This is a genomic window from Amycolatopsis orientalis DSM 43388 (assembly GCF_000411975.1).
Taxonomy (GTDB): domain Bacteria; phylum Actinomycetota; class Actinomycetes; order Mycobacteriales; family Pseudonocardiaceae; genus Amycolatopsis; species Amycolatopsis orientalis_D.
Window position 1 is genome coordinate 20,393 of the sequence record NZ_ASXG01000032.1, and the last position, 24,261, is coordinate 44,653.

Consider the following 24,261-nt stretch of genomic DNA (forward strand, 5'->3'; position numbering starts at 1 on the left):
GTTAAAGCCAGTCGACTTGCGTCAGGAGTATGCGGTCGTCCGGCGCTAAAAGCAAGCGGACTTGTATTAGAGTGGCGTCCCGTGAGCGATACGGAGGTCCGGCGACGGCCCGGGGGACGAGCGGCACGCGTCCGAGCCGCGGTCTTCGAGGCCACCAGCCAGCTGCTGCAGGAGCAGGGGCTGGCTGACCTGAAGGTGTCCGAGGTGGCCCGGCGCGCGCAGGTGAACGAGACGACGATTTTCCGCCGGTGGGGCACCCGCGAGAACCTGATCATCGACGCCCTCCTCGCCGACGCCGCCGAACAACTCCCGGTGCCCGACACCGGGAGCCTGCGGGACGATCTGATCGGCTACGCCACCTCGCTCGCGAAATACCTGACCTCGCCCGCCGGCAACGCCCTGGATCGAACCCTGGCCTCGGCCGGGGACGACCCGGCCACCCGGCGCCTGCGCGACGAGTACTGGAACACCCGCTACTCCCACTCCGGCCAGATGGCCGCCCGGGCGATCCAGCGCGGAGAACTGCCCGACGGCACCGACCCCCGCTTCGTGCTCCAGATGCTCGTCGCGCCGTTGCACTTCCGAATCGTGCTGACCCGCGAGCCGCTCGACCCGGAGTTGCCCGCTCGCATCGTCGACACGCTTCTCAGCGGGCTCGGCACCGCCGACTCACCGCAGCCGGGACGGCAATCCTCCTGACCCGCGGGAGCCGCCGAGAATCAAGTTCCCCCATCCGTCCTTTGTGGACGGAACGGGTATTTCCGAACCGGTTTCGGGGACGGCCTCAAGTCGACGCACTGGCCGCCCTGGGCCCTTGCGGTCAGCGGCCGTAGCGGCGGTTCCGGCGCGCGTAGCTGCGCAGTGCCCGGAGGAAGTCGACTTCGCGGAAGGCCGGCCAGAAGGTGTCGCAGAAGTACAATTCGGAGTAGGCGCTCTGCCAGACCAGGAAGTTGGAGAGGCGTTGTTCCCCGCTGGTGCGGATGACCAGGTCGGGATCGGGTTGCCCGGCGGTGTAAAGGTGCCGGGAGACGTCTTCCATGGTGATGGTGTCGGCGAGTTCGTGCAGTGTCCCCGCGGCGGCGTGTTCGGTCAGCAGGGAGCGGAGCGCGTCGACGACCTCCTGACGGCCGCCGTAGCCGATGGCTAGCGTGATGTGGTAGCCGCTGTCGCTGTCGCGGGTGACTTCGACCGCGTTCTTCAGCGCGTGCGCCGTGGTGTCCGGCAGCGTGTCGAGACTGCCGGCGACGTGGACCTGCCAGCCCGCGTCGGGCTGAGCGAGCTTATCGGTGATGACCTGCTCGATCAGCTGCATCAGGTAGGAGACTTCGGCGTCGTCGCGGCGCGCGAGGTTCTCGGTCGAGCACAGGTAGATCGTCACGTGCTTCACGCCCGCGCGTTCGCACCAGGACAACACGGTTTCGACGTGTTCGGCGCCGTGCTTGTGCCCGAGGCTGAGGTCGGTCATGCCCATCTGGCGAGCCCAGCGGCGGTTGCCGTCCATGATGATCCCGATGTGTCCCGGCAATTCGGCGCCGACGAGCTGCTTTCGCAACCGGTGCGTGTAAATCCCGTAGACGATTCGCTGGACCAGATCGGGAAGCACGATGCGCACTCCGTTCGCCGTGGGGTCGCGCGGGTTCCGGCTGATCGTAGCCAACCTTGTTTCGTTTCCGCGGCCACGGTTGCCTACTGCGGAATCGGTGGTGGAGCCGCTGCGGACCGCCGATTCTTGTCGCGCGATGAGCCGTCCAGCGGCGTGTTCGTGTGGTGCGCGAATTGCCCTGTTTCCGGCAATGGGCCGAATTGCGCTGCCGGAGAATCAGTCGGCGTCTGCGGCGTGGAGCAGAGCCGGACAGTGTGAACGGGGGCGTTTCCCGATCGGTCAGCCGTGTTCCGGGCGGACCGCGCCCTTCGGCGTCACAGGTCGAGGACCGTGACCGTTACCCGGGCCACGTCGCCGGGGTCGAGGTTTTCGGCTTTGCGTACCGCGCGTTTGACCGGGAGCACGTAGCCGCGCGAGCTGTCCGCGAAGATCGACGTCCGCCAGGTCGTCGCCCCGACCCGGACCTGCACGCGCCGCGAGCCGAACCCGCGGCGCGGTCCGCCCAGTTCGCGGATTTCGTCCGAGATGTCGCCGGGCAGGGTCACGAAGGTCCAGGTTTCGCTCCGTCGGGCGTCCCAGATCCACAGTTCAGCGTCGAAGTGCACTTCCACCAGAGCAGCTTCGCACGCGACACCGACAGTTTCCGGGGCGGCTACGTCGTGATCGTCGTCCGTGCCTGCGCGCGCGGTCCGCCGCCGCAGGTGACGGTGGTGCCCTCGTAGATCAAGCTGGTCGAGCAGCCTTCGTCATCGGTGACGGTCACCGTGACGGCCCAGGTGCCGGGCTTGGCGTACGTATGCGAGACATCAGGGGTGGTGGTCACCAGCCGTTGGCCGTCACCGAAATCCCACGCGTACCGCGTGACCGTTCCGTCCGGGTCGGAGGAACCCGCCGCGGAGAACGCGCGGGTTTTGCCGGACGTGGGTCCTGATGGGCTCAGTACGGCCAGCGGGCCCTGGTTCGGGGTGAGGAACGCGTTCGAGCCGTCGTGCCAGACCAGGCCGGTGTCGGCGGGCGGGAGGCCGCTGGCGACTGGCTGACCGTCTGGCTGGAGCACATAGCTGTACACCTGGCTGTGCAACGCGGGGTTGTTCACCGCGATCGCCTGGATGACGAACAAGTACTTGCCGTCCGCGCTGAGCGTGACGCGTCCCGGCATGACCGGCATCGGGTAGGGCGAACCGGGCAGCGGAGTCAGCTGGCCGTCGGGGCCGATGTTCCACCCGGTGACAGTGTTCGCGGTCGTGTTCGGCACGTAGAGCCGGTGCGAGTCGGCGGTGATCACGGCACCGTGCGTGGTGCCGCCGCTGGGGTACGGCGTCCCGGGGATAGCGGTCAGTGCACCGTCTTGGCCGACCGTGTAACCGGAGAGGTCGCCGCTGCCTTCGTTGCTGACATACAGGAATTTCCCGTCCGGCGTGAACGCGGGGATGACCGGCTTGTTCCCGGCGGCAACCGGTGCGCCGACCTGGGTCAGCGTCGTGTCGGGAGCGATCGCGAAGGACGTCACGCTGTTCGCGAGGTAGTTCGTGACGATGAGGTGGCTGGCGTCCGGCGAGATCGCGACCTGGCTGATCGCGCTGTCGATCGGTGCGTCGGGCGCGCCGGTGCGGCTGAGCGTGCCGGACGGGGAGATCGCGTACGAGCGCACCGACCCCCCGCCGGCGGTGCCGCCGCCGAGCGTGACGAATAACCGCGAACCGTCCGGAGTGATGGCGGCCCCGACGACCGGCAGGCCGACCAGGACCGTGTCGATCGGACTCAGGGTGCCGTCCGCGCCGATGCGGTAGCCGATGATGGTGCCCGATCCGCTGTCGACGGAGTACACCTTCTGCGCGTCGGGCGTGATCGCCATGCCGAGCGAACCGAGACCGCCGGCGAACGGGGAGCCGGGCACGGTGGTCAGCGCGCTGTCCCGGGTGACGCTGACCGAACTGATGCCGGGCGAGGCGAATCCGCCGACCAGCAGGTAATGGTGCAACGGGAGCGGGGTGTCCGCTCGCGACGGCGGCGCCGAGAGCGCGAGCGCCGAGGTCACCGCGACACAGCCAGCGGTGGCCAGTGCGGTGGCGGTGCGCTTGCGCCGCCCTGCTGACCGGGTTTTGTCCGTCGACATCGCTCGTTTCCTTCCGCCAGACCGGATTTGCCCCCCGCACCGGCAATCTAGGGCGGTTCCGGGAGCCGGACTGTCCAGCTTCTCGGACAGTCCGGCTACCCGAGGCCGGTCAAACGGCCTGCGGGGCGGAATCGGACGGGGCCGGTGCCGTTTTCGCGCTCAGCCGGGGGAGTTCCCGCAGCAGCAGCCCGGCCACCACGGAAATCAGCGCCGCGCCGCCGTTGTAGATCGCGACCGCCGTCCAACTGCCGCTGGACTTGAACAGGGCCGCCGAGATCAGCGGGGCGAACGAACCGCCGAGCACCGCACCCAAGCCGTAGGACACCGCCAGCCCGCTGTACCGGATCGACGGCGGGAAAGACAGCGCGAAGAACGTCGGCTCCGCGGCGGAGTTCGCGCTGACTGCCAGGAACAGCAGCACGAAGCCGGCCGCCATCGGCAGGTATCGACGCGGTCGTCTCGCACATCGAGGCGCGCGAGGGGCTGGAAGCGGGCAGCGTCGGGCTGATCGTGAGCTTCGAGACCGCGGTGTCGATGGCGCACTGCGAGGAAATCGCCGCCGCGACGCCGCGGGTGTCCAGCCTGCTGGGCGCGACCGGGCCGAGCGCCGACGTCGGCCGCGAGCTGGGCTTCGAGTTCACGCCGGCCGGGCTGGAGACGCTGTACCTGCGCAGCCGCTTGGTGCTCGCCGCCCGCGCGGCCGGGCTGCACCATCCGGTGGCCGGAGTGTGGCAGGACATCCGCGATCTGGACGGCGCGCGCCAGTTCTGCCTGGACAACAAGCAGCTGGGCTACCGCGGCATGGTGTGCATCCACCCGTCGCACGTGGCGATCGCCAACGAGGTGTTCACGCCGACGCCCGAGGCGGTCGACCACTCGCGCCGACTGATCGAGGCGTTCCGCGCGGCGGAGGCGGCGGGCAGCGCCGCGGTGGACTTCGAGGGCCAGCACATCGACATCGCGCACGTGAAGACGGCGGAAGGAATCGTCGCGCAGGCGGACGCGATCGCGGCCAACGCCTGACCGGTTCTCCTCGGACGCGAAAATGCCCGGGCGCCCTTCGGGGGCCCGGGCACTGTCCTGTTCGGACCTATTCGGATTCTTCGGCGTCCGCCCAGAGACCGCGTTCCTCGAGCATCCGCACGACGTTGTCCGCGCCGTCGAGGATGTGCCGTTCGGCGATCGTGCGCGCCTTGCGGACGTGCCTGCCGCGCAACGCCTGCAGCAGCTCCGCGTGGTCGGCCAGCGTGTGCTCCACGTGGCCTTCGATCGAGGCGTAGAAACGGTTCGGCAGGTGCTTGACCACGGACCTGAGCAGCAGCGTCAGCCGGTGGGAGTCGGCGGCCAGGTTGAGCTGGCGGTGGAACTCGTGGCCCACCCGGGTGATGGCTTCCTGGTCGCCGGCGTCCGCGGCCTTCTCGAAGTCCTCGTTGATCCCTTCGAGCACGGCGATTTGCTCAGGGGTGATCTTCTTGGCGGCGCGCGCGGCGAGCTCGGCGGAGAACTGGGCCTGCGCCCAGAACAGGTCGCGCACGTCCTGGCGGGAGACCGGCGCCACCACGAAGCCCCGGCGGGGGACCAGTTCCACGAACCCCTCGCTGCGCAGCGAGAGGAGCCCTTCGCGCACCGGCGTGTTGCTCACCCCGACCGCCTCGGCGATCGGTTCGGTCCGCAGGAACTCGCCCGGTTTGACCTGGCCGGACATGATCAGCTCGCGGACGTAGGTCGCGACTTCCTCGGGCAGCTGCTGGCGACGGTCGCCGCTGCGCAGCCGGGCCAGTTCGTCGGCCACGGGCCACCTCCCCAACGCCTCGAAGCAGCTTCGAGGATCCGATGTTTAACAGAGAACATGATATATGAACGGCAGGTGATTATGGCACGGCCGGCACGCTCTCCGGGGCGCTGACCCGCCGCGGATCCACCGGCGCGGACGCGAGCAGCGCGGTGCCGCTGACCGTGCCGAGCGGCCCTTCGCGGTCGAAGACGGTCGCGGCGGTCACCGCCACGCCGTCGTGCTCGACGCGGTGCTCGGCGGTCAGGCCCAGTTCGAGGTCCGCCGCCGGAGCGCGGCCGAGGGTGAGCGTCAGGTCCGCGTTGATGAACTCCAAACCGGCGTCGCCCCAGTTGGTCACGAGGTTCACCAGGTCCGCCGCGGTGGCCGCGTGCTGGAACGGCGTCGGCCGCTCGCCGCGCACGATCTCCTGCGGGAACACCCACAGCGTCTTGCGCGCCGAGTTCTGGTGCGGCTCCGGCGAGCCGGTCCAGCCGACGCCCTCGCTGTGGAAGACGCGCGGTTCCTCGGTCGCGGGAAGCACGTCCAGCGGCGGCGCCGGGTGGCCGGACGGAGCCCACACGCTGCCCGCCGCGGACGAACCGGCGGCGAGGAACAGGCCGGACGCCTTCCCGACGAGGATTTCCCCCTGCCACAACGTCGCTTCGACCAGGCACAGGCGACGTCCTCGCCGCACGACCTCGGTCCGCGCCGCGGAGGGGGCGAACCCGGCCGGGCGCAGCAGGTCGACGGTCCAGCGAGCCGGCTGGAGCACCCCCGGCCCCGCAGCGCGTTCCGCCGCGCGGGCGAGGGCCCCGCTGGTCGCCATCCCGCGCAGCTGGGCCCCGTCGCCCCAGCTTGCGCGCGCGTCGGGCAGCGGATGCAGCAGCTCGCCGTCCGGGGTCGGTTCCGCGGTGAAGAACGCCATAGTCACCGCGCAAATATAACATTTTATATGTGATCTGTGCAGGCGATCCGGCGGCCCTGTCCGGCGAGCCCGCGAGCACCTCGAACAACCGTGCCATACTGGCCTCGGCGGGGTTGACACGGGGCCGACGCGTGATCGATCCCCGGAGCGGCAAAGGATTCCGGGCGCGCGGACCGGATCCGCGCCGCGGGGGAGCGTCCTTGCTATCTCCCGCCGACAATACATAATATGAAATCATGCCCGCTGACTTCGCCCGGACCGCCGAGGAGCGCCGATGACGACCGAGACGACCCGGACCGGACCGCTGGCGGGAGTACGGGCGGTGGCGCTCGCCGGGATGGGCCCGACGCCGTTCGCGAGCATGCTGCTGGCCGACCTCGGCGCGGAAGTGGTGCGGGTGGCGCGGCCGGCGAGCCGTCGGGCGCGCGCCCTCGGCCAGACCGAGGGCATGGCCGCCGAACACGACCTCGCCAACCGGGGCGTCGCGACCGTCCAGGCCGACCTCAAATCCGCGGACGGCGTCCGTGCGGTGCGGCGGCTCGCCGATGCCGCGGAGGTGTTCATCGAGGGGTACCGGCCCGGGGTCGCCGAGCGGCTCGGGCTGGGGCCGGACGTGCTGCTGGCGAGCAATCCCGCGCTGGTCTACGCGCGGCTGACCGGCTACGGCCAGTCCGGTCCGCTCTCGCGGCAGGCCGGACACGACATCAACTACGTCGCTCAGACCGGCGCGTTGCACGCGATGGCGCGCGCGGGGGAGGCCCCGCGGCCGCCGATCAACCTGCTGGGCGACTACGCGGGCGGGGCGCTGGTGGCGGCCTACGGCATCGTGAGCGCGCTGCTGTCGGCCCGGTCGACCGGACGGGGCCAGGTGCTCGACGCGGCGATGATCGACGGCGTCGCTCTGCTGACCGCGAAGATCCAGGGCCTGCGCGCGGCGGGCCGCTACCGCGACGAACCCGGCACGAACTATCTCGATTCGGGCGCGCCGTTCTACGACACGTACCGCTGCGCGGACGGCCGGTATGTGGCGGTCGGCGCGCTGGAGCCCGATTTCTACCGGGAGTTCGTGACCCGGCTCGGCGCCGACCTGAGCGACTGGCCAGACCAGGACGACCGGGCGAATTGGCCTCGCCTGCGCGCCCTCATCGCCGAGGCGTTCGCCGCGAAGGACCGCGACGAATGGGCGCGGATCTACGCGGGCACCGATGCCTGCGTCACTCCGGTGCTCACGTTCGACGAGGCGGCCGAGCATCCGCACAACGTCGAACGAGCGGTGTACGAGCGGGTCGACGGCGTGCTCCACCCGCGACCGGCTCCGCGCTTCAGCCGTACTCCAGGCGTCGAGCCGTCCGCGCCGGACGCGAGCGTGCTCGACCTGGACGAGTTGCTGGCCGAATGGACCTCGCCGGCGGCACGCGCGCAGTCGGCCTGAGCGGCTCGCTCAGCCGCGCCGGCGGGCGGATTCCGAGGGCAGCACGCCGAACCGCTCGCGGTATTGGCGGGCGAACCGGCCCGGGTGATAGAAGCCCCAGCGGGCCGCGATGTCGGTGACCGAGCCCGGGCCGCCGGCGAGCAGTTCCCGGTGCACCCGGTCCAGCCGTACCGCGCGCAGGTAGGCCATCGGGGACTTGCCGACCACCTCCTGGAAGCCGGCTTGCAGGGCACGCGGGCTGATCGACGCCATCGCGGCCAGGTCGGCGGTGGTCACGGTGCCTTCGGGGCACTGGTCGAGGTAGTCGACGATCTCGCGGGTGCGGGAGCCGCGGGTGTGCGCGGGCCGGCTGTGCAGCTGGGCGCTGAGCCGGCTGGGCACCGTCATGAGCAGCTGGGTCATCAGCGCCGATTCGAACTCGTGGCACGCCGCCGGGACCGCGGCCAGGCCGCCCTCGCGGTTGAGCTCGGCGTACAGGAAGCTCACCGTCGCGAGGAACGCCTGCGCGGTGCTCGACCGGAGCGGGAAGGTAAGGTCGAAGTCGATTTCCTCGCGGATCGGCTGCCCGGTGAGCTTCGCCGCGTGCGCTTCGAGCAGGTCCTTGGGCAGCTTGACGTGGTACTGCCAGGAATCGGCGCTCCACTGCACCAGGACCGGGGACTGCGGCACGAACGCCACGCCCGCTTCGCCGGCCGAAAACGCCCGGCGGACGCCGTGCTGCTCGACCGTGCTGGTGCCGGTGGCGGGCAGGTTCACGTGGTAGCACAGCCGCATCGGCGGTCCGACGATCGTGGTGTCCGCGCCGTAGGCCATCCGGCCGATGGTGAGGTTCGGCGACGGCGCGATGTCGAGCCGGAACCGCATCCCGGCCCGGTCGGCGACGCGCACCTCGTGGCTGGCGAAGGTCCGGGTCACCTGCTCGCGGGCGGTTTCGAGGTCCGCGGTGCGGAACCGGACCGGGCCGGACGGCCGCTGGTGGTCAGGCATCGGTGCCTCCTCGTCTCCGATGACGCGGAATGGACGTCCAGAATATATGATGCGCGGATCGACGCTGGACGCGCCTCCAGCAGATAGTATATTTTATATTCACCGGGTGGGCAGAGCTCGCGGAAGAACCGCCGCGCCTCCCGGCGACGAGGATCGATCACGCGCCGCGCCGAGCGCGCGGCGGGGAGAGGACACCCGATGGCAGGCTTGTATTTCGAGGAGTTCGAACCGGGGATGGTGATCGACCACCCGACGCGGCGCACGGTCACCGAGGCGGACAACACGCTGTTCAGCGTGATGACGCTCAACCTGGCTCCGCTGCACCTGGACGCGGAGTACAGCAAGGGCACCATCTACGGCCAGCGGCTGGTGAACAGCCTGTTCATCCTCGGGCTGGTGTCCGGGGTGACGGTGCCGGAGACGACGCAGGGCACCACGCTGGGCAACCTGGGCTTCGAGAAGATCACCTTCCCCAAGCCGGTGTTCCACGGCGACACCATCCACGTGCGGACCGAGATCGTCAGCAAGCGCGAGTCCAAGAGCCGGGGCGACTCGGGGATCGTCATGTTCCGGCACCTCGGGATCAACCAGCGCGACGAGATCGTGTGCGACGCGCTGCGCGCGGGCCTGATGCTGAAGCGGTCCGCCGCCGAGGCGCCCGCCGCGCAGAGCTGAGCGGGAAAGGAGCGGACATGGCCGAGGACGAGACGGGTTTCGCCTGGGCGCCGCCGCGCGAGGTGCTGGACCGCAGCCGGTACCTCGCCGCGCTGCGCAAGTGGGGGCTGCCCGGCGACGCGGACGGCGTGACCGCGGCGAACCGGCGGGCGATCGCCGATCCGGAGTGGTTCTGGCGCGCGGTGGTCGAGGACCTGGACGTCGCCTTCGCCGAGCCGTTCGCGCGGGTGCTCGACGAGTCCGAGGGCAAGCCGTTCCCGCGCTGGTTCCCCGGGGGCCGGATCAACGTCGCCGAACTGTGCGCGCACCGGCACGCCCGCGGCGAACTCGCGGGCAAGACCGCGGTCGTCTACGAAGGCGATTCCGGCCAGCGCCGCACGCTGACCTTCGGCGAGCTGGACGAGCAGGTGCGGCGGTTCGCCGCGAACCTCGCCGCGCTCGGCGTCGAGCGCGGCGACCGGGTCGTGCTGTTCATGCCGGTGGTCCCGGAAGCGGTGGTGGCGTTCCTCGCGATCGCCATGCTCGGTGCGATCGCGGTGCCGACGTTCAGCGGCTATGCAGCGGACGCCCTCGCCACCCGGCTGCAGGATTCGGAAGCGGTCGTGCTGATCACCGCGGACGGGACGACCCGGCGGGGCAAGCAGGTTCCGTTGAAGGAGACCGCGGACGCGGCCTTGCGGGACGTGCCCTCGGTGAAGCGCGTCGTCGTGGTCCGCCACCTCGGCGCCGACGTGCCGATGACGGACCGCCGGGACGTCTACTTCGACGAGCTGGACCCGTCGCCCGCGCCGGTCGAAACCGCGGCGACCGAGGCGAACGATCCGCTCACGATCGTGTACACCTCGGGCACCACGGGACGGCCGAAGGGGATCGTGCATTCCCACGGCGGGTTCGCGGTGAAGACCGCGGTCGATTTCGCCTACGGCTTCGATGTGCACGAGGACGACGTCGTCTGCTGGATCACCGACCTCGGCTGGCTCGTCGGCCCCATGCTGATGACCGGCCCGCTGCAGCTCGGCGCGACGATCGTGATGATCGAGGGCCTGCCGACGCATCCCACGCCGGACCGGATGTGGGAGGTCGTCGAGCGCAACGGCGTGACCGTGCAAGGGATCGCGCCGACCGCGGCCCGCGCGTTGCGGGCGGCGCAGGATAAGCCGGAGCACGCGCTGGCGAGCTTGCGCGCGTTCGTCTCCACCGGCGAAGCGTGGGACGAGCCGACCTGGTGGTGGCTGTTCGAGCAGGTCGGGAAGCGCCGGGTGCCGATCGTCAACTACAGCGGCGGAACCGAGGTCGGCGGCGGGCTGCTCGTCGGCTACCCGTTCCTGCCGGGCGAGGCGGCCGCGTTCACCGGCCCGCTGCCCGGAGTGGACGCGACGGTGCTCGACGACGCCGGGCAGCCGGTCGTCGGCGCGATCGGCGAATTGGCCGTGCGCAACACTTTCCCGGGCATGACGCACGCGTTCTGGCACGACCGCGAGCGCTACCTCGAGACGTACTGGTCGCGCTTCGAGGGCATCTGGGTGCACGGCGATCTGTCCAGTGTGGACGAGCGCGGGCAATGGCGGATCCACGGCCGCTCCGACGACACGCTCAAGCTGGCCGGCCGCCGGGTCGGCCCGGCCGAGATCGAGGCGGCGCTGCTGCGCGACGAGCGGATCGCCGAGGTGGCCGTGATCGGCGCTCCGGACGAGCTGCGCGGGCAGCGCGCGGTGGCGTTCGCGGTGCTGCGCACGCCCGGCGCCGACCGCGCGGATCTGGCGGCCGCCGCGCTGGAAAACGCGGGGAAGTCGTTCGCCCCCGAGGTGTACGTCGTGCCGACGCTGCCCAAGACCAAGAACGGCAAGATCATGCGGCGCGCGATCCGGGCCCGGTTCGTCGGCGCGCCGGTCGGCGACCTGTCGTCGCTCGACCCGGCCACGCCGCTGGAAGACATCCCCGTACTCGCTGAGGAGAACGCGAAATGACCGATCCGGAAAGCAACGTCGAGATCGTCCGGAAGGCGACCAGGGAACTGGCCCGCAAGTTCGACCACGAGTACTGGCTCGACAAGGACCGCAACCACCAGTACCCGTGGGAGTTCGTGAAGGCGTTCGGGGCGGGCGGCTGGCTCGGCGCGATGATCCCGGAGGAGTACGGCGGCATCGGCCTCGGCCTGGAAGAGGCCGCGGTGATGATGGGGGAGATCTCCGCCTCGGGCGCCGGGATGGCCGGCGGTTCGGCGATCCACTTCTACGTGTTCCCGCCCGCGCCGCTGGTGAAGTACGCCTCGGAGGAGCTCAAGCGCGAGTTCCTGCCGAAGCTGGCGACAGGCGAGCTGCTGATGGCGTTCGGCGTCACCGAGCCGGATGCCGGCGTGGACACGTCGCGGATCAAGACCAAGGCGACCAAGGTCGACGGCGGCTGGAAGATCAACGGCAAGAAGGTCTTCATCACCAACGCCCAGAACGCGCAGAAGATCCTGCTGCTGGCCCGGACCTCGCCGCGGCGCGACGACAAACCGCTGTACGGGATGTCGCTGTTCTTCGCCGACATGGACCGCGACCGCATCACGGTCCGCGAGATCGAGAAGCTCGGCCGGGCGGCGATCGACACCAACGAGCTGTTCATCGACGACCTGTTCGTGCCGGAGGACCGGCTGGTGGGAGAGGTCGACAAGGGCTTCTACTACCTGCTGGACGGGCTGAACCCGGAACGCATCGTGGTCGGCATGGAGGGCATCGGCCTCGGCCGGGCCGCGCTGGACATCGCGGCGGAGTACGCGAAGAACCGGGTGGTGTTCGACCGGCCGATCGGGCAGAACCAGGCCGTGGCCCACCCGCTGGCGGATTCGTGGATCCGGCTGGAAGCCGCCGAGGGCATGGTGATGCGGGCGGCCCGGCTGTTCGACGAAGGCAAACCGTGCGGCCCGGAAGCGGCGGCGGCGAAGTACCTGGGCGCCGAGGCCGGGTTCGAGGCGTGCGACCGGGCGTTCTCGACGCTGGGCGGCTACGCGTACGCGAAGGAGTACCACGTCGAGCGGCTCTGGCGGGAGGTTCGGTTGCTGCGCAACGCGCCGTTCTCGCAGGAGATGGTGCGGAACTACATCTCGCAGCAGGTTCTGGGGCTGCCGCGCTCCTACTGAGGCGAGCGAAAAGGGCGGGCTCCCGGCGGATTGCCGGGGGCCCGCCCTTTTCGCTCGCAGGGCGAGTTCCGGGCGCACGGCAAACTGGCCGGGCATCTGCCGTCGCGGCAGGCGCCCGGCCAGCGGCCTGATGACTCATCCGGCGACGAGTTCTCCCCGGTCCATCTCGTAGTGGCGGGTTTCCTTGAGCCCGAGGGTGCACACCGCGCTGAGCAGCGCCAGCACCGCCAGGAATCCGCCCAGCGCGAGCGATCCGGCGGCGCCGATGATCGGTGCGGCCACGAGCGGCGGAACGGCGCCGCCCAGGATGCCGGCGACGTTGTAGCAGAATCCGGCCGCGGTGTAGCGGTAGCGGGTGATGAACAGCTCCGGCATGAAGGCGCTGACCGGGCCGAAGACGAGTCCGGCGAAGACCAGCGTCAGGCACACGCCCACGCCGTAGGAGACGGCGGTGCCGAGGTCCAGCACCGGGAACAGGGCCAGCGCCCAGGCCACCGAGACGAAGGTGGAGACGAGGATGACCCGCCGGCGGCCGAACCGGTCGGACAGCACCGCGCCGGCGATCATCGAGATGCACCACACGACGCCGGCGAGCACGCCGATCGAGAGCACCGTGGTCTTCGCCAGATGCAGGTGAGCGGTCCCGTAGGAGGCGAGGAAGCTGCCGCTGAGGTAGAAGAAGGCGAACACCATGACCAGCACGCCGGAGCCGAACAGCATCTGGCGCGGCTGCTTGCGGAACGCTTCGGCGAGCGGCGCGGACGCGGTTCCGGACCGGACGGCTTCGCGGCGGAACACCGGGGACTCCTCGATCTTCAGCCGCACGACGAGGCCGACGGCGATCAGCACCACGCTGGCCACGAACGGGATGCGCCAGCCGTAGCTGAGGAAGTCCTCGTTGCTCATGGTGAGGCCGGCGATCAGGAACGTCAGGTTGGCCAGCACGACCGCGACCGCGCCGCCGAGCGAGCCGAACATCGAGTAGAAACCGCGCTTGGCCTTGGGCGCGCTTTCCGCCGCGAGCAGGGTCGCGCCGGCCCATTCGCCGCCGACCGCGAGGCCTTGCAGCACGCGCAGCAGCAGCACCAGCAGGGGAGCGGCCACGCCGATCTGGGCCGCGGTCGGCATCAGTCCGATGAGGACGGTCGAGAGACCCATCAGGAACAGCGTGGTGATCAAGGTCTTCTTGCGGCCGACCCGGTCGCCGAAGTGTCCGAAGAGGATCGCGCCGAGCGGCCGCCCGAGAAAAGCGACGCCCTGGGTCGCGAACGCGGCGACGGTGCCCGCGGCCGGTCCCAGGGCGGGGAAGAACACGTGCGGGAACACCAGCGCGGAGGCAGTTCCGTAGATCAGGAAGTCGTAGTACTCGATCACCGTCCCGGTGGCGCTGGCGATCGCGATGCGCCGCATGTCCTTTTTCGACGGTGCGAGGGTGCTGGGCGGCTGGACGCCGGCGGTCTGCTGAGGCTGGTCCATGACTCTTCCTTGAGGGGACGGGGTCCGGCAGAAGTAAAATATAAAATGCAGGGTCACACTGTCCGTGGCGGAAGCGCGGGTGTCAACCGGTCGGCCGCGAGCGGGCGGGATTCGGGCGGGAAGCGTTATCTGGGGAATTTTTCGCGACGTGCGCGCCGGTGCGGAAAAGCCTGCCCGGCCGCGCCGCGGCGGTGCCGGGGTATCCAGGGATAAATCCTTCCCAGGAAAGAACCCGAACTGGTACCGGCGCGAGCGGGAGACGATGGTGGAAGACGAGCCGGGGAAACGCCCCGAGCACGACTGAGGAGGCAGGATGGCCACCGGCACCGTCGAGCACGTGAAGTTCCGCAACCGCGACATGTACTGGGACATCGCGGCGGATCTGCACTTCCCGCCGGACTTCGACAACTCCAAGACCTATCCGGCGATCGTGGTCGCGCACCCGATCGGCAGCTGCAAGGAACAGACCTCCGGCAACGTGTACGCCCCGGCGCTGGCCGAGGCCGGAAACGTGGTCATCGCGTTCGACGCCAGCTTCCAGGGCGCGAGCGGCGGCGAACCGCGGTTCCTGGAGGACCCAGCGCAGCGCGTCCAGGACTTCAGCCGCGTTGTCGACTACCTGGTGACCCTTCCGTACGTCGACGCCGACCGTATCGGTGTGCTCGGCATCTGCGGAGGCGGCGGGTACACCCTCGCGGCCGCGAAGACCGAGAAGCGCTTCAAGGCGGTGGTGTCGGTCACCGGCGCCAACTTCGGCCGGCTCCAGCGGGAGACGGCGGGCCAGAACGGCGGCGTTCTCCAGGCGCTCGCCGCGATCGGCCAGCAGCGCACGACGGAGGCGCGCGGCGAGAAGAGCGCGGTCAACGGGTTCCTGCCCGACACGGCTGAGGCCGCGAAGCAGACCGGCGACATCGACATCATCGAGGCCTTCGAGTACTACCGCACCGACCGCGGCCAGGCGGACCACGGCTGCGTCCTGTTCGAGGCCGCGCACGGCTCGGCGGTGCTGGGCTGGGACGCGTTCCACCTGGCCGAGGAGCTGCTCGACCAGCCGCTGCTGATCGTGATCGGCGACAAGGACAAGCAGGGCGCGTTCGGCGCGTACCGCGACGGCCACGAGATCTACGAGCGGGCCGCGTCCACCGACAAGAAGCTCCTGGAGATCGACACGGCTTCGCACTACGACCTCTACGACCGGCCGAACGGGGCGGGCGAGGCGCTGAAGACGATCGTGCCCTTCTTCACCGAGAAGCTCTGATCCTCGGCCGACGACCGCTGCCCGGCCGACCACGATCCGGTCGGCCGGGCAATGTTCGGTCGTCCCCGAGACCAGTAGAACCAACCCGGGAAGATTCTTCCCCGGATACGCGAGAGGCAGGGCCGTAGGATGGCGACCATGGCCGAGGCGACGACGGAGCTGCGCGAGCTGGGACAGTTCTTCCAGCATCGCCGCGCCGAACTGCAGCCGCACCAGGTCGGCCTCGACGTCCCGGCCGCCGACCGCCGTCGCGTCCCCGGGCTGCGCCGCGAGGAAGTGGCGCAGCTGGTTTCGATCAGCACGGACTACTACACGCGGATCGAGCAGGGCCGCCTCGCCCCGTCCGAACCGGTGCTGGCCGCGCTGGAACGCACGCTGGGACTGGACGACGAGCAGCGCGACTACGTCCGCACCCTGCTGCCCCGGGCCGGTTCGGCGCCGGCGCCGCGGGAACCCGCGCGGCGCCGCCGGGCGATCCGGCCGCAGCTGGAGCGGCTGCTCGGGCAGCTGGACCGCGTTCCGGCGCTGGTGTTCAGCCGGTATCTGGACATCCTGGCGTGGAACGACCTCGCCGCGGCGCTGCTGCTCGATTTCGCCGAGATCCCCGAGCGCGACCGCAACTACATCCGCTTGGTGTTCACGAACTCCCGGATGCGGGCCCTCTACCCGGAATGGGAGCAGGTCGCGCGGACGTGCGTGGCGGTGCTGCGGATGAACGCGGCGGGCAACCCGACCGATCCGGCGTTGTCGCGGCTGGTCGGCGACCTGTCCCTGACGAGCGCGGATTTCGGCCGGTGGTGGGCCGAGCGCCGGGTGGCGCACCAGAATTTCGGCACGAAGACGGTCGCGCATCCGCGGGTGGGGGAGATGTCGCTGGACTGGGACAGCTTCCAGCAGGCCGGGAACGGCGAGCAGCAGCTGGTGATCTGGTCGGCCGAACCCGGCTCGGAGTCGGCGGAACGGCTGGACCGGCTGCGGGACTCGGTCGCGCGGAAGGGCTGACGCGGACCGGCGCTTCGGTTTTCCCGAAACACCGCTTCGGGAAAGGGAAATTGACCTGCTCCGGCGGCCCCGTTTACCGTCGCGGTCTGTTTCGACCTCGGACCGCGGCGGAAGGACTCCCCGGTGACCGGCAGAGCGCGCACCCCTGAAGAACGAATCCAGTGGGCGATCGACGTCGAAGAGATCAAGGCGGTGCTGGCCAAGTACTGCCACGGGATCGACAAGCAGGACGAAGAGACGTTCCTGAGCATCTGGGCCGAAGACGCCGACTACGTGCTGCCCCGCGGCGAGGGCCACGGCATCGCCGGAGTCCGCGCGCTGGTGCGGAAAGTGTGGGAGCAGGTGCCCCGCTGTCACCACCACATCACCAACGCGGTGATCGAAGTGGACGGCGACACCGCGGCGGCGAAGACCGACGTGTTCTACTTCCGGCTGACCGACGACGGCGTCCGCCAGCTGCTGTCGGGCGGATACGAGCTGGAGTTCGTCCGCCGCGACGGAGAATGGAAGACGCGCCGGATGGAGTTCCGCCCGTTCGTCTCGACCAGTCCGGTGTTCGCCGCGGATCCGGCCTAGCCGGTCAGAGCTGCGGCGGAGAGAACACCGGCGACAGCGCGGCGGCCGGAGCGGCGACCGCGGGCGGGGCCGCCGCGGAGCCCGGTCCGGTCAGGGCGTTGCGGATCAGGCGCTGCGCGGTCGCGAGGATCTCGTCGAGGCTCCCGCGGGCGGGGTTCCACCATTCGGTGGCCCAGTTGACCGCACCCAGCAGGAACATCCGGGCGGCACGAGGGTCGAGGCCCGGGTCGATTTCCCCTTCGTCGACGCCGGCCTGGATGAGGTCGCGCCACAGCTGCCCGGTGGCGCGCTGGTGCTCCAGCTGCCGGGCCCGGATGTCGGGGGGCAGCTGGCCGAGGGTGCGCATCGCGGCCGCGGTGTAGGCCGATTCCTTCAGCACCATCTCCAGATGCGCGGCGTAGGCGGCGCAGATCCGGTCCATCGCCGTCGCGTCCGGGGGGAGCGCGGCCAGCCGCGCCCGGACGTTGTCCCCGGCCATCCGGTCGCCGATGTTGACGACCTCCTCGAGGATCGCCTCCCGCGATTCGAAGTAGTAGTAGACCGCGGGCACCCGCAGCTGCGCGAGCGTCGCGATCTCCGACAGCCGGGTGCCGTCGAAACCCTTGCGGCTCAACAGGTCTGCCGCCGCGTCGAGGATCCGCCGCCGGGTCCTGTCGGACTTCCGCTCCCGGTCGCCGCCGTCCGCCTTCGTCACCTGACCACCTCTCCGTCCGGGAAAAATCTACCGGTTTCTCGAAGAACGGGGCAAGCGAGGCCAGGGCTTGCCAGCTTTTCGAAAGGATGCTAGAAAAATCCCCGTCCCCGGCGAGCGAGTCGGCCGCCGCGATGAAATGTGAAATATATTAAATACTTTCGAGTATCCCCGGACCCCGCGGCAGCACCGGCCGCCGGGACGGCACGGAGGAGGAGCCCATGTCGCCCACCCTGCGGACCCCCGTCTGCGAGTTGCTGGAGATCGACGTGCCGATCCTGCAGGCGGGCATGGGCAACGTCGCCTACGGGCGGCTGGCCGCCGCGGTGTCGAACGCGGGCGGGCTCGGCTCGATCGGCGGCATCGACATCACTCCCGAGCAGGTGGACGAGGAGATCCGGCTGTTCCGGAAGCTCAGCGACCGGCCGTTGTGCGTCGACCTGGGCTTCCCGGCGAACGCGCCGAAGGGGCTTTCCGACGTGGCGGTGCCGGAGCTGCCCGGGCCGCTCAAGCAGCTGAAGTCCGAACTGGCCGAGCGCGGCGTCGAGGTCGTGCCGACCACGGACCAGGCGATCAGCCTGGCGGACAACAAGAAAAAGCTGGAGATCTCCCTCGGCCACGGCGTCGAGGTGATCGCCTGCGCGCTGGGCACCCCGACCTGGGTGGTGGAGGCCTGCCACGCGGCCGGCGCGAAGGTGCTCAGCATCGTGGGGCAGGCGAAGCACGCCCGCAGCGCCATCCGCAACGGCACCGACCTGGTGGTCGTGCAGGGCACCGAGGGCGGCGGGCACACCGGCGACGTCGGGCTGATCACGCTGCTGGCCGAGGTGCTGGAGTTCGCGACGGTGCCGGTGATCGCGGCGGGCGGGCTGGTGAAGGGCTCGCAGATCGCCGCGTGCCTGACCATGGGCGCGCAGGGCGCGTGGGTCGGGACGCGGTTCCTCGCCAGCGAGGAGTCGGGTTCGGAGGACGTGTTCAAGCAGGCGGTCGTGGAGGCGGAGTACGACTCGACGCTGCGTTCGCTGCTGTTCGACGGCCTGCACGTGCGGATGCTGCGCAACCGGTTCACCGAGGTGTGGGAGGGGCACGAGGACGAGCTGTCGCCGTATCCGGTGCAGCGAGTGCTGACCATGCCGTTCAAGTACGCCGCGATGAAGGCGCATCTCAAGACGCACATGAGCATGCCCTCGGGCGCGGGGGCGGGCATGATCACCGACCTGCCCGGCGCCGCGGACATCCTCGAGCGGCTGGTCGAGGAGACCGTCGAAGCGCTGCGCGGCGTCGAGAAGACCGTCGAGTTCAGCTGATGGCCGGGCCGCTGGCGGGGGTGAAGGTCGTCGAGATCGGCTCGATCGGCCCGGGCCCGTGGTGCGCGATGCTGCTCTCGGACATGGGCGCGGACGTGCTGCGGGTGGACCGGGCCGGCCACGTGCGCGACCACGTTCCGGGCGAGCGGTCCTACGAGTTCGCCACGCTGCGGGGCCGCCGCTCGGCCGGCGTCGACCTGAAACGTCCCGGCGGCGCGGAGGTGGTGCTGCGCCTGGCCGAACAGGCCGACGCGCTGATCGAGGGCAGCCGCCCGGGCGTCGCCGAGCGGCTCGGGATCGGCCCGGACGCATGCCTGGCCCGCAATCCGCGGCTGGTCTACGGGCGGATGACCGGATGGGGCCAGGACGGGCCGCTGGCGCGGGCGCCCGGGCACGACCTGAACTACCTCGCGCTCAGCGGGCTGCTGCACGCGATCGGACCGGCCGGCGGGCGGCCGGTCCCGCCGCTCAACCTCGTCGGCGACTACGGCGGCGGCGGGATGCTGCTCGCGTTCGGGATCGTCGCCGGGCTGTTCGAAGCGGCGCGGTCCGGCCGGGGGCAGGTGCTCGACGCCGCCATGCTCGACGGCTCGTTGCTGCTCGGTTCGCTGTTCCACGGGCTCCGCCAGACCGGGCGGTGGCGCGACGAACGGGAAGCGAACCGTCTCGACGGCGGCGCGCCGTATTACGGCACCTACGAGACCGCCGACGGCCGGTGGGTCGCGATCGCGGCCAACGAACCGAAGTTCTACGCGGTCCTGCTCGAGACGCTCGCGCTCGCGGACGAGGACTTGCCCGCACAGCAGGACGAACGCGGCTGGCCGGAGCTGCGCGGCCGGCTCGCCGCGGTTTTCCGGACCCGGACGAGGGACGACTGGGTCGAGGTCTTCCGGGGGAAGGAAACCTGTTTCGCCCCGGTGCTGACCCTCGACGAGGCGCCGCACCACGAGCACAGCGTCTCCCGGGGCGCGTTCGTGCCGGTGGACGGGGTGCTGCAGCCCGCGCCCGCGCCGCGCTTCGGCCGCACCCCGGGCGCGGTGGCCGGCCCGGCGGCCGTGCCCGGCGAGCACACCGAGAAGGCGTTGCAGGACTGGGGATTCAGCCACGAAGAAGTGACCGGCCTCCTCGCCGCGGGGACCGTCGTGCAGCAGAACTGACCGGACACCGAACTACCGCCAGAGAGGAGAGCGAGAGCCGATGAGTGTGGTGGACAGCCGCGAGGAACTCGTGCTCGAGACAGACCTGAAGGTCCCGCGGCCGGATGCGTTGCTGATCGGCGGCGAATGGCGGCGGTCTGCCGGAAACGAGGTCACGACTGTCGTGTCGCCGACGACCGAGGAAGCGGTGGCCGAGGTCGCCGCGCCGACCGCGGATGACGCCGACGCGGCGGCCGAGGCGGCCGCGGAAGCCTTCGCCAGCCCGTGGCCGCGGCTGCCGGTGGCCGAGCGGATCGCGGTGTGCCAGCGGTTCTGCGCTCTGCTCGAGGAACGGGCGGACGAGATCGGCCTGGTGTGGGCGGTCGAGGCGGGCATTCCGGTCCGCTGGAGCCGGACCCTGCACCGGTTCGCGGCGAAAGCCGCGTGGCGCACCGCGCTCGCGGCGGCCGAGGAGGCGCTGGCGCCGGAGACCCGCTCCACCCCGGTCGGCGAAGTGCGGATCGAGCGGGAACCGGTCGGCCCGGTGCTGGCGGTGATGCCCTACAACGGCCCGCTCACGACGGTGGGCAGCAAGGTGGTGCCGGCCCTGCTGGCCGGCGCGCCGGTGGTGGTGAAGGCGGCGCCGGAGTCGGCGCTCATGATGCGGCTGGTCGCCGACTGCGCCGCGGCGGCCGGATTCCCGCCGGGGGTGCTGAGCGTGCTGGCCGCGGGCGTCGAGGTGTCCCAGCGGCTGGCCTCCGATCCGCGGTTCGAGATGATCTCGTTCACCGGCGGTCCGGCGACCGCGTCGGCCATCCTGCGGCAGAGCGCGGATCTGTTGCCGCGCACGGTTTTCGAGCTGGGTGGGAAGTCGCCGGCGGTGCTGCTCGAAGACGTGGACCTGGACCAGGCGCTGCGGCCGTTGGTGGCCGGCGCGATGAGCGGGTCGGGCCAAGTGTGCGCGGCGCTGTCGCGGGTGCTGGTCCCGGCTTCGCGGCACGACGAGATCGTCGAGGCTCTCGCCGGCGCGTACCGCGCGCTGCGGATCGGCGACCCGCGGTCGAAGGACACCGACCACGGCCCACTGGCGACGCGGGCGGCGTTCGACCGGACGCGCCGCGTCGTGGAACGGGCCCGCCAGCAGGGCGCGAACGTGGTGACCGGCGGCGGCCGGCCGGAAGGGTTCGACACCGGGTGGTTCTACGAGCCGACGCTGCTGACCGGCGTTGCCGAGGACCACGACGTCGCCCAGAACGAGGTGTTCGGCCCGGTCACCGCGGTGCTGCCGTACGAGGACGTCGACGACGCGGTGCGGATCGCGAACGGCACCCAATACGGCCTGGCGGCGAGCGTGTTCTCCGCGGACCGCGACCGCGCGTTGGGCGTGGCGCGCCGGATCCGGGCGGGATCGGTGGCGCTCAACACCTTCGGGCCGACCATGGCCGCGCCGTTCGGCGGGGTGAAGAAGTCCGGCTGGGGCCGGGAGTGCGGCCCCGAGGGCCTCCGCGAATTCACCGACGTGAAGCAGATTCTGGTCGGTTGAGGCGAAAGGGACAGGACATGGGCAACGAAGTGGCGCTGGTGACCGGCGGGGCGAGCGGGATGGGCCGCGCGTCGGTGGCACGGTTCCTCGACCGCGGCTTCGACGTCGTGATCGCGGACCTCAACCGCGAGGTCGCCGAACGCACGCTCGCGGAACTGGACGCGGGCGACCGGGTGCGGTTCGCCCACACCGACGTCAGCGACGAGGCGCAGTTCGAAGCGGCGATCGCGCAGACGGTCGAGAGTTTCGGCCGGCTCGACGTGCTGGTGAACGCGGCCGGCGTCGGCGGGGCGTTCGGCCCGCTGACCGAACTCGAGGTCGACGACTGGGACTACACCTTCGACGTGGTGCTGCGCAGCGTGTTCCTCGGCGTCAAGCACGCCGGGCGGGTGATGCGGGCGCAGGGCACCGGCGGGGCGATCGTGAACTTCGGCTCGGTCGGCGCGTTCGCGGCCGGAGCCGGGGTGCAGGCGTACTCGGTGGCCAAGGCGGGCGTGCAGCATCTGACCAAGATCGCCGCGTTCGAGTACGCCGCGGACCGGATCCGGGTCAACGCGGTCGCGCCCGGCATCATCACGACGCCGTTGATCGGGCTCACCGCCGAGGACCTGAAACCGGTGCTGGGCACCGTGCAGCCGCTGCCGTATGCCGGGGAACCGGATTTCGTCGCGGGCGTGGTGTCGTTCCTGGCCAGCGACGACGCGAAGTTCATCACCGGCGAGGTGATCACCGTCGACGGCGGCATGATCGCCGCGGGACCGCAGCTGGGGAACCTGGTCAACAACAACCCGGCGCTCAACGGGCTGGTCGGGGTCAACCGCGGCAGCACCGGCCAGAAGTCGAAGGTGCACCGCACGGTCGAGGTGGCGGGGAGCCCGCGGTGACCGCGGACGGGCCGTCGATCGCGCAGCGGCGCGCCGACTTGGAGCGCGAATTCGCCCCGTGGCGGCCGCGCACGCTCGACGAGCACTTCGAGCACGTGGCGGCCCGGTTCGCCGACCGTCCGTACGTGATCGCCGGCGACCGGGTGTTCACCTACGACGACGTGTTGCGGCGGGCGCACCGGTACGCGGACGGGCTGGCCGCGCTCGGCGTGCGCGCGGGCGACCACGTGGGCCTGCTGATGGCGAACTATCCGGAGTACGAGCCGCTGAAACTGGCGATCGCGCGGGCCGGCGCGGTGGCGGTCCCGCTGAATTACCTGTACCGCACTCAGGAACTCGGATTCGTGCTGCGGCAGTCGTGCAGCCGGGTGCTGATCACGATGACGTCCTTCCGGAACCAGGACTACCTCGCGATGCTGGACGAGCTGGCTCCGGGGTGGGAGCGGGCCGGGGCGATCGGCTTCGGCGACTTGGAACGCGTGCTCACGCTGGATCCGGAGGGGAACGGCGAAGGCCGGGAAGGCGTACTCGATGTCGCGGAGCTGGAGCGGATCGGCAGCGCGAGCCCGGGGGCGGCGCCGGGCGGATTGCGCGGCCCGCTGGAGATGTCGGACATCATGTACACCTCCGGCACCACCGGCGAGCCCAAGGGCGTGCAGCTGAGCCACGACGCGCTGCTGCGCCAGGTGTACGGCTCGGCCTACTGCCGGGCGCTGCCGGACGGCAACCGGTCGGTATTCGCCCTGCCCTGCTACCACATGTTCGCCTACGAGCAAGGCGTGCAGGCAGCGACCTTCGTCGGCGGCACGATCCTGCCGCAGCCGAAGTTCGACGCCGGCGAGTACCTGCGGGCGATCGAGCAGCACCGGGTGAACGACGTGCTCGCGGTGCCGACGATGAGCGTCGCCCTGGTCGAACACCCGGCGCGGCGCGACACCGATCTGTCCTCTTTGGAACGGATGCTGTCGGCGGCCGCGGTCGCGCCGACCTGGCTGTGGGAGCGGATCCGCACCGATCTCGGCGTCCGCGAACTGACCACCGCCTACGGGATGACCGAGGTCGGCGGCGCGACCGTGATGACCCAGCCGGACGATCCGCTGGAGGTGACCGCGTCCACGGTCGGCCGGCCGAAACCCAGCGGCGCGGCGAGCCTCGCCGGCGGCCCGATCGCGGAGTACCGGATCCTCGACCCGGCGACCGGGGAGCCGGTTCCGCGCGGCGAGTCCGGCGAACTCGTCGCGCGCGGTCCGACGACCATGCTCGGCTACTGGAACCGGCCCGAGGAGACGGCGGCGGCGTTGCGGGACGGCTGGCTGTACTCCGGCGACCTCGGCCGCGTGTTGCCCGACGGGTCGCTGGTGATCACCGGCCGTTCGAAGGATCTGTTCAAAAGCGGCGGCGAACTCGTGATGCCCAAGGAGGTCGAGGACTTCCTCTCCGGGCAGCCCGGGGTCAGCCAGGCGTTCGTCGTCGGGGTGCCGGACGACCGCTGGGGCGAGGCTGGCTGCGCGTTCGTCGTCCCGGAGCCGGGAGCCGCTCCCGATCCGGCGGCCCTGGTCGAGGCCTGCCGGGCGAACCTGGCCCGGTTCAAGGTTCCCCGGCACGTGTTCGTGCTCGGCGCCGACGAGGTGCCGCAGACCCCCACCGGAAAAGTGCAGAAGTTCAAGCTCGTGCCGATCGCGCGGGAGCGGCTCGGGGCGGACGTGTCCGTCCGCGCGCTGAGCCCGGCCGATTCCGCTTAGCACGAATCCT

23 protein-coding genes are annotated in these 24,261 nt (G+C 70.6%); 14 read left to right on the forward strand and 9 right to left on the reverse strand.

The features are described 5' to 3' along the window. The first annotated feature begins 81 nt into the window (after positions 1-81). On the forward strand, positions 82-699 hold the full coding sequence (locus L942_RS05825) for a TetR/AcrR family transcriptional regulator (RefSeq protein WP_037355827.1): 618 nt from the start codon (positions 82-84) through the stop codon (positions 697-699). A gap of 121 nt (positions 700-820) precedes the next feature. Here the strand turns inward: L942_RS05825 and L942_RS05830 are convergent, their stop codons facing one another. From L942_RS05830 to L942_RS05845, 4 genes are all read right to left on the reverse strand, one after another. Further along, positions 821-1,606 carry an isoprenyl transferase gene (locus tag L942_RS05830; RefSeq protein WP_440201297.1) on the reverse strand — a complete coding sequence of 262 codons (786 nt, stop codon included), beginning with the start codon at positions 1,604-1,606 and terminating at the stop codon, positions 821-823. Positions 1,607-1,917: 311 nt separating this feature from the next. Further along, entirely contained in the window at positions 1,918-2,214 is a 297-nt protein-coding gene (locus L942_RS05835) for a DUF1905 domain-containing protein (protein ID WP_037355829.1), read from the reverse strand. A 41-nt stretch (positions 2,215-2,255) separates the two neighbouring features. Then, entirely contained in the window at positions 2,256-3,719 is a 1,464-nt protein-coding gene (locus L942_RS05840) for a PKD domain-containing protein (protein WP_037355832.1), read from the reverse strand. Positions 3,720-3,828: 109 nt separating this feature from the next. Continuing rightward, positions 3,829-4,155, reverse strand: a complete 327-nt coding sequence (locus L942_RS05845) for a hypothetical protein (protein ID WP_037355835.1) — start codon at positions 4,153-4,155, stop codon at positions 3,829-3,831. Between the two features lie 8 nt (positions 4,156-4,163). Here L942_RS05845 and L942_RS05850 point away from each other — a divergent pair, with 8 nt between their 5' ends. After that, complete coding sequence (locus tag L942_RS05850) at positions 4,164-4,742, forward strand: HpcH/HpaI aldolase/citrate lyase family protein (protein ID WP_268745712.1); 579 nt, start codon at positions 4,164-4,166, stop codon at positions 4,740-4,742. A 67-nt stretch (positions 4,743-4,809) separates the two neighbouring features. Here the strand turns inward: L942_RS05850 and L942_RS05855 are convergent, their stop codons facing one another. After that, the gene (locus tag L942_RS05855) at positions 4,810-5,511 is read right to left on the reverse strand and encodes a GntR family transcriptional regulator (protein ID WP_200862709.1); all 702 of its coding nucleotides are present in this window, start codon (positions 5,509-5,511) and stop codon (positions 4,810-4,812) included. A gap of 79 nt (positions 5,512-5,590) precedes the next feature. Continuing rightward, entirely contained in the window at positions 5,591-6,418 is an 828-nt protein-coding gene (locus L942_RS05860) for an acyl-CoA thioesterase domain-containing protein (RefSeq protein WP_051165740.1), read from the reverse strand. Between the two features lie 274 nt (positions 6,419-6,692). Between L942_RS05860 and L942_RS05865 the strand changes: the two genes are divergently transcribed. Continuing rightward, entirely contained in the window at positions 6,693-7,850 is a 1,158-nt protein-coding gene (locus tag L942_RS05865; RefSeq protein WP_037355844.1) for a CaiB/BaiF CoA transferase family protein, read from the forward strand. Between the two features lie 9 nt (positions 7,851-7,859). Here the strand turns inward: L942_RS05865 and L942_RS05870 are convergent, their stop codons facing one another. Further along, positions 7,860-8,837: an AraC family transcriptional regulator gene (locus tag L942_RS05870; protein ID WP_037355846.1), complete on the reverse strand. Its 978-nt coding sequence runs from the start codon at positions 8,835-8,837 to the stop codon at positions 7,860-7,862. A 198-nt stretch (positions 8,838-9,035) separates the two neighbouring features. Between L942_RS05870 and L942_RS05875 the strand changes: the two genes are divergently transcribed. The 3 genes from L942_RS05875 to L942_RS05885 are packed head-to-tail and all read left to right on the forward strand — an operon-like array spanning position 9,036 to position 12,636. Beyond that, positions 9,036-9,512: a MaoC family dehydratase gene (locus L942_RS05875; protein ID WP_037355847.1), complete on the forward strand. Its 477-nt coding sequence runs from the start codon at positions 9,036-9,038 to the stop codon at positions 9,510-9,512. A 17-nt stretch (positions 9,513-9,529) separates the two neighbouring features. After that, complete coding sequence (locus L942_RS05880; RefSeq protein WP_037355848.1) at positions 9,530-11,479, forward strand: AMP-binding protein; 1,950 nt, start codon at positions 9,530-9,532, stop codon at positions 11,477-11,479. Then, on the forward strand, positions 11,476-12,636 hold the full coding sequence (locus L942_RS05885; protein ID WP_037355849.1) for an acyl-CoA dehydrogenase family protein: 1,161 nt from the start codon (positions 11,476-11,478) through the stop codon (positions 12,634-12,636). The genes L942_RS05880 and L942_RS05885 overlap by 4 nt, the downstream gene beginning before the upstream one ends. 135 nt (positions 12,637-12,771) lie before the next feature. Here the strand turns inward: L942_RS05885 and L942_RS05890 are convergent, their stop codons facing one another. Next, positions 12,772-14,112: an MFS transporter gene (locus L942_RS05890; protein WP_037355851.1), complete on the reverse strand. Its 1,341-nt coding sequence runs from the start codon at positions 14,110-14,112 to the stop codon at positions 12,772-12,774. 313 nt (positions 14,113-14,425) lie between these two features. Between L942_RS05890 and L942_RS05895 the strand changes: the two genes are divergently transcribed. The 3 genes from L942_RS05895 to L942_RS05905 all read left to right on the forward strand — a co-directional run bounded on the left by L942_RS05895 (position 14,426) and on the right by L942_RS05905 (position 16,948). Further along, a complete protein-coding gene (locus L942_RS05895; protein ID WP_037355853.1) occupies positions 14,426-15,370 on the forward strand; it encodes an alpha/beta hydrolase in 945 nt (314 codons plus the stop codon). A 138-nt stretch (positions 15,371-15,508) separates the two neighbouring features. Next, complete coding sequence (locus L942_RS05900; protein WP_037355891.1) at positions 15,509-16,372, forward strand: helix-turn-helix transcriptional regulator; 864 nt, start codon at positions 15,509-15,511, stop codon at positions 16,370-16,372. A gap of 123 nt (positions 16,373-16,495) precedes the next feature. Further along, positions 16,496-16,948 (forward strand): nuclear transport factor 2 family protein, encoded by a 453-nt coding sequence (locus tag L942_RS05905; protein ID WP_037355855.1) that lies wholly within the window; start codon positions 16,496-16,498, stop codon positions 16,946-16,948. Between the two features lie 4 nt (positions 16,949-16,952). Here the strand turns inward: L942_RS05905 and L942_RS05910 are convergent, their stop codons facing one another. Beyond that, on the reverse strand, positions 16,953-17,642 hold the full coding sequence (locus tag L942_RS05910; protein ID WP_063695722.1) for a TetR/AcrR family transcriptional regulator: 690 nt from the start codon (positions 17,640-17,642) through the stop codon (positions 16,953-16,955). A 218-nt stretch (positions 17,643-17,860) separates the two neighbouring features. On the opposite strand from L942_RS05910, the gene L942_RS05915 reads away from it, so the two are divergent. From L942_RS05915 to L942_RS05935, 5 genes are read left to right on the forward strand one after another with little or no spacing between them, the layout of a single operon-like run. Beyond that, a complete protein-coding gene (locus L942_RS05915; protein ID WP_200862710.1) occupies positions 17,861-18,946 on the forward strand; it encodes an NAD(P)H-dependent flavin oxidoreductase in 1,086 nt (361 codons plus the stop codon). Beyond that, positions 18,946-20,103: a CaiB/BaiF CoA transferase family protein gene (locus L942_RS05920; RefSeq protein WP_037355858.1), complete on the forward strand. Its 1,158-nt coding sequence runs from the start codon at positions 18,946-18,948 to the stop codon at positions 20,101-20,103. The genes L942_RS05915 and L942_RS05920 overlap by 1 nt, the downstream gene beginning before the upstream one ends. Before the next feature lie 40 nt (positions 20,104-20,143). Beyond that, complete coding sequence (locus L942_RS05925; protein ID WP_081654952.1) at positions 20,144-21,625, forward strand: aldehyde dehydrogenase family protein; 1,482 nt, start codon at positions 20,144-20,146, stop codon at positions 21,623-21,625. A gap of 17 nt (positions 21,626-21,642) precedes the next feature. Then, positions 21,643-22,509 (forward strand): SDR family NAD(P)-dependent oxidoreductase, encoded by an 867-nt coding sequence (locus L942_RS05930; RefSeq protein ID WP_037355861.1) that lies wholly within the window; start codon positions 21,643-21,645, stop codon positions 22,507-22,509. Then, positions 22,506-24,251: a class I adenylate-forming enzyme family protein gene (locus L942_RS05935; RefSeq protein WP_037355864.1), complete on the forward strand. Its 1,746-nt coding sequence runs from the start codon at positions 22,506-22,508 to the stop codon at positions 24,249-24,251. Before L942_RS05930 ends, L942_RS05935 begins: the two co-directional genes overlap by 4 nt. The last annotated feature ends 10 nt before the right edge of the window (positions 24,252-24,261 follow it).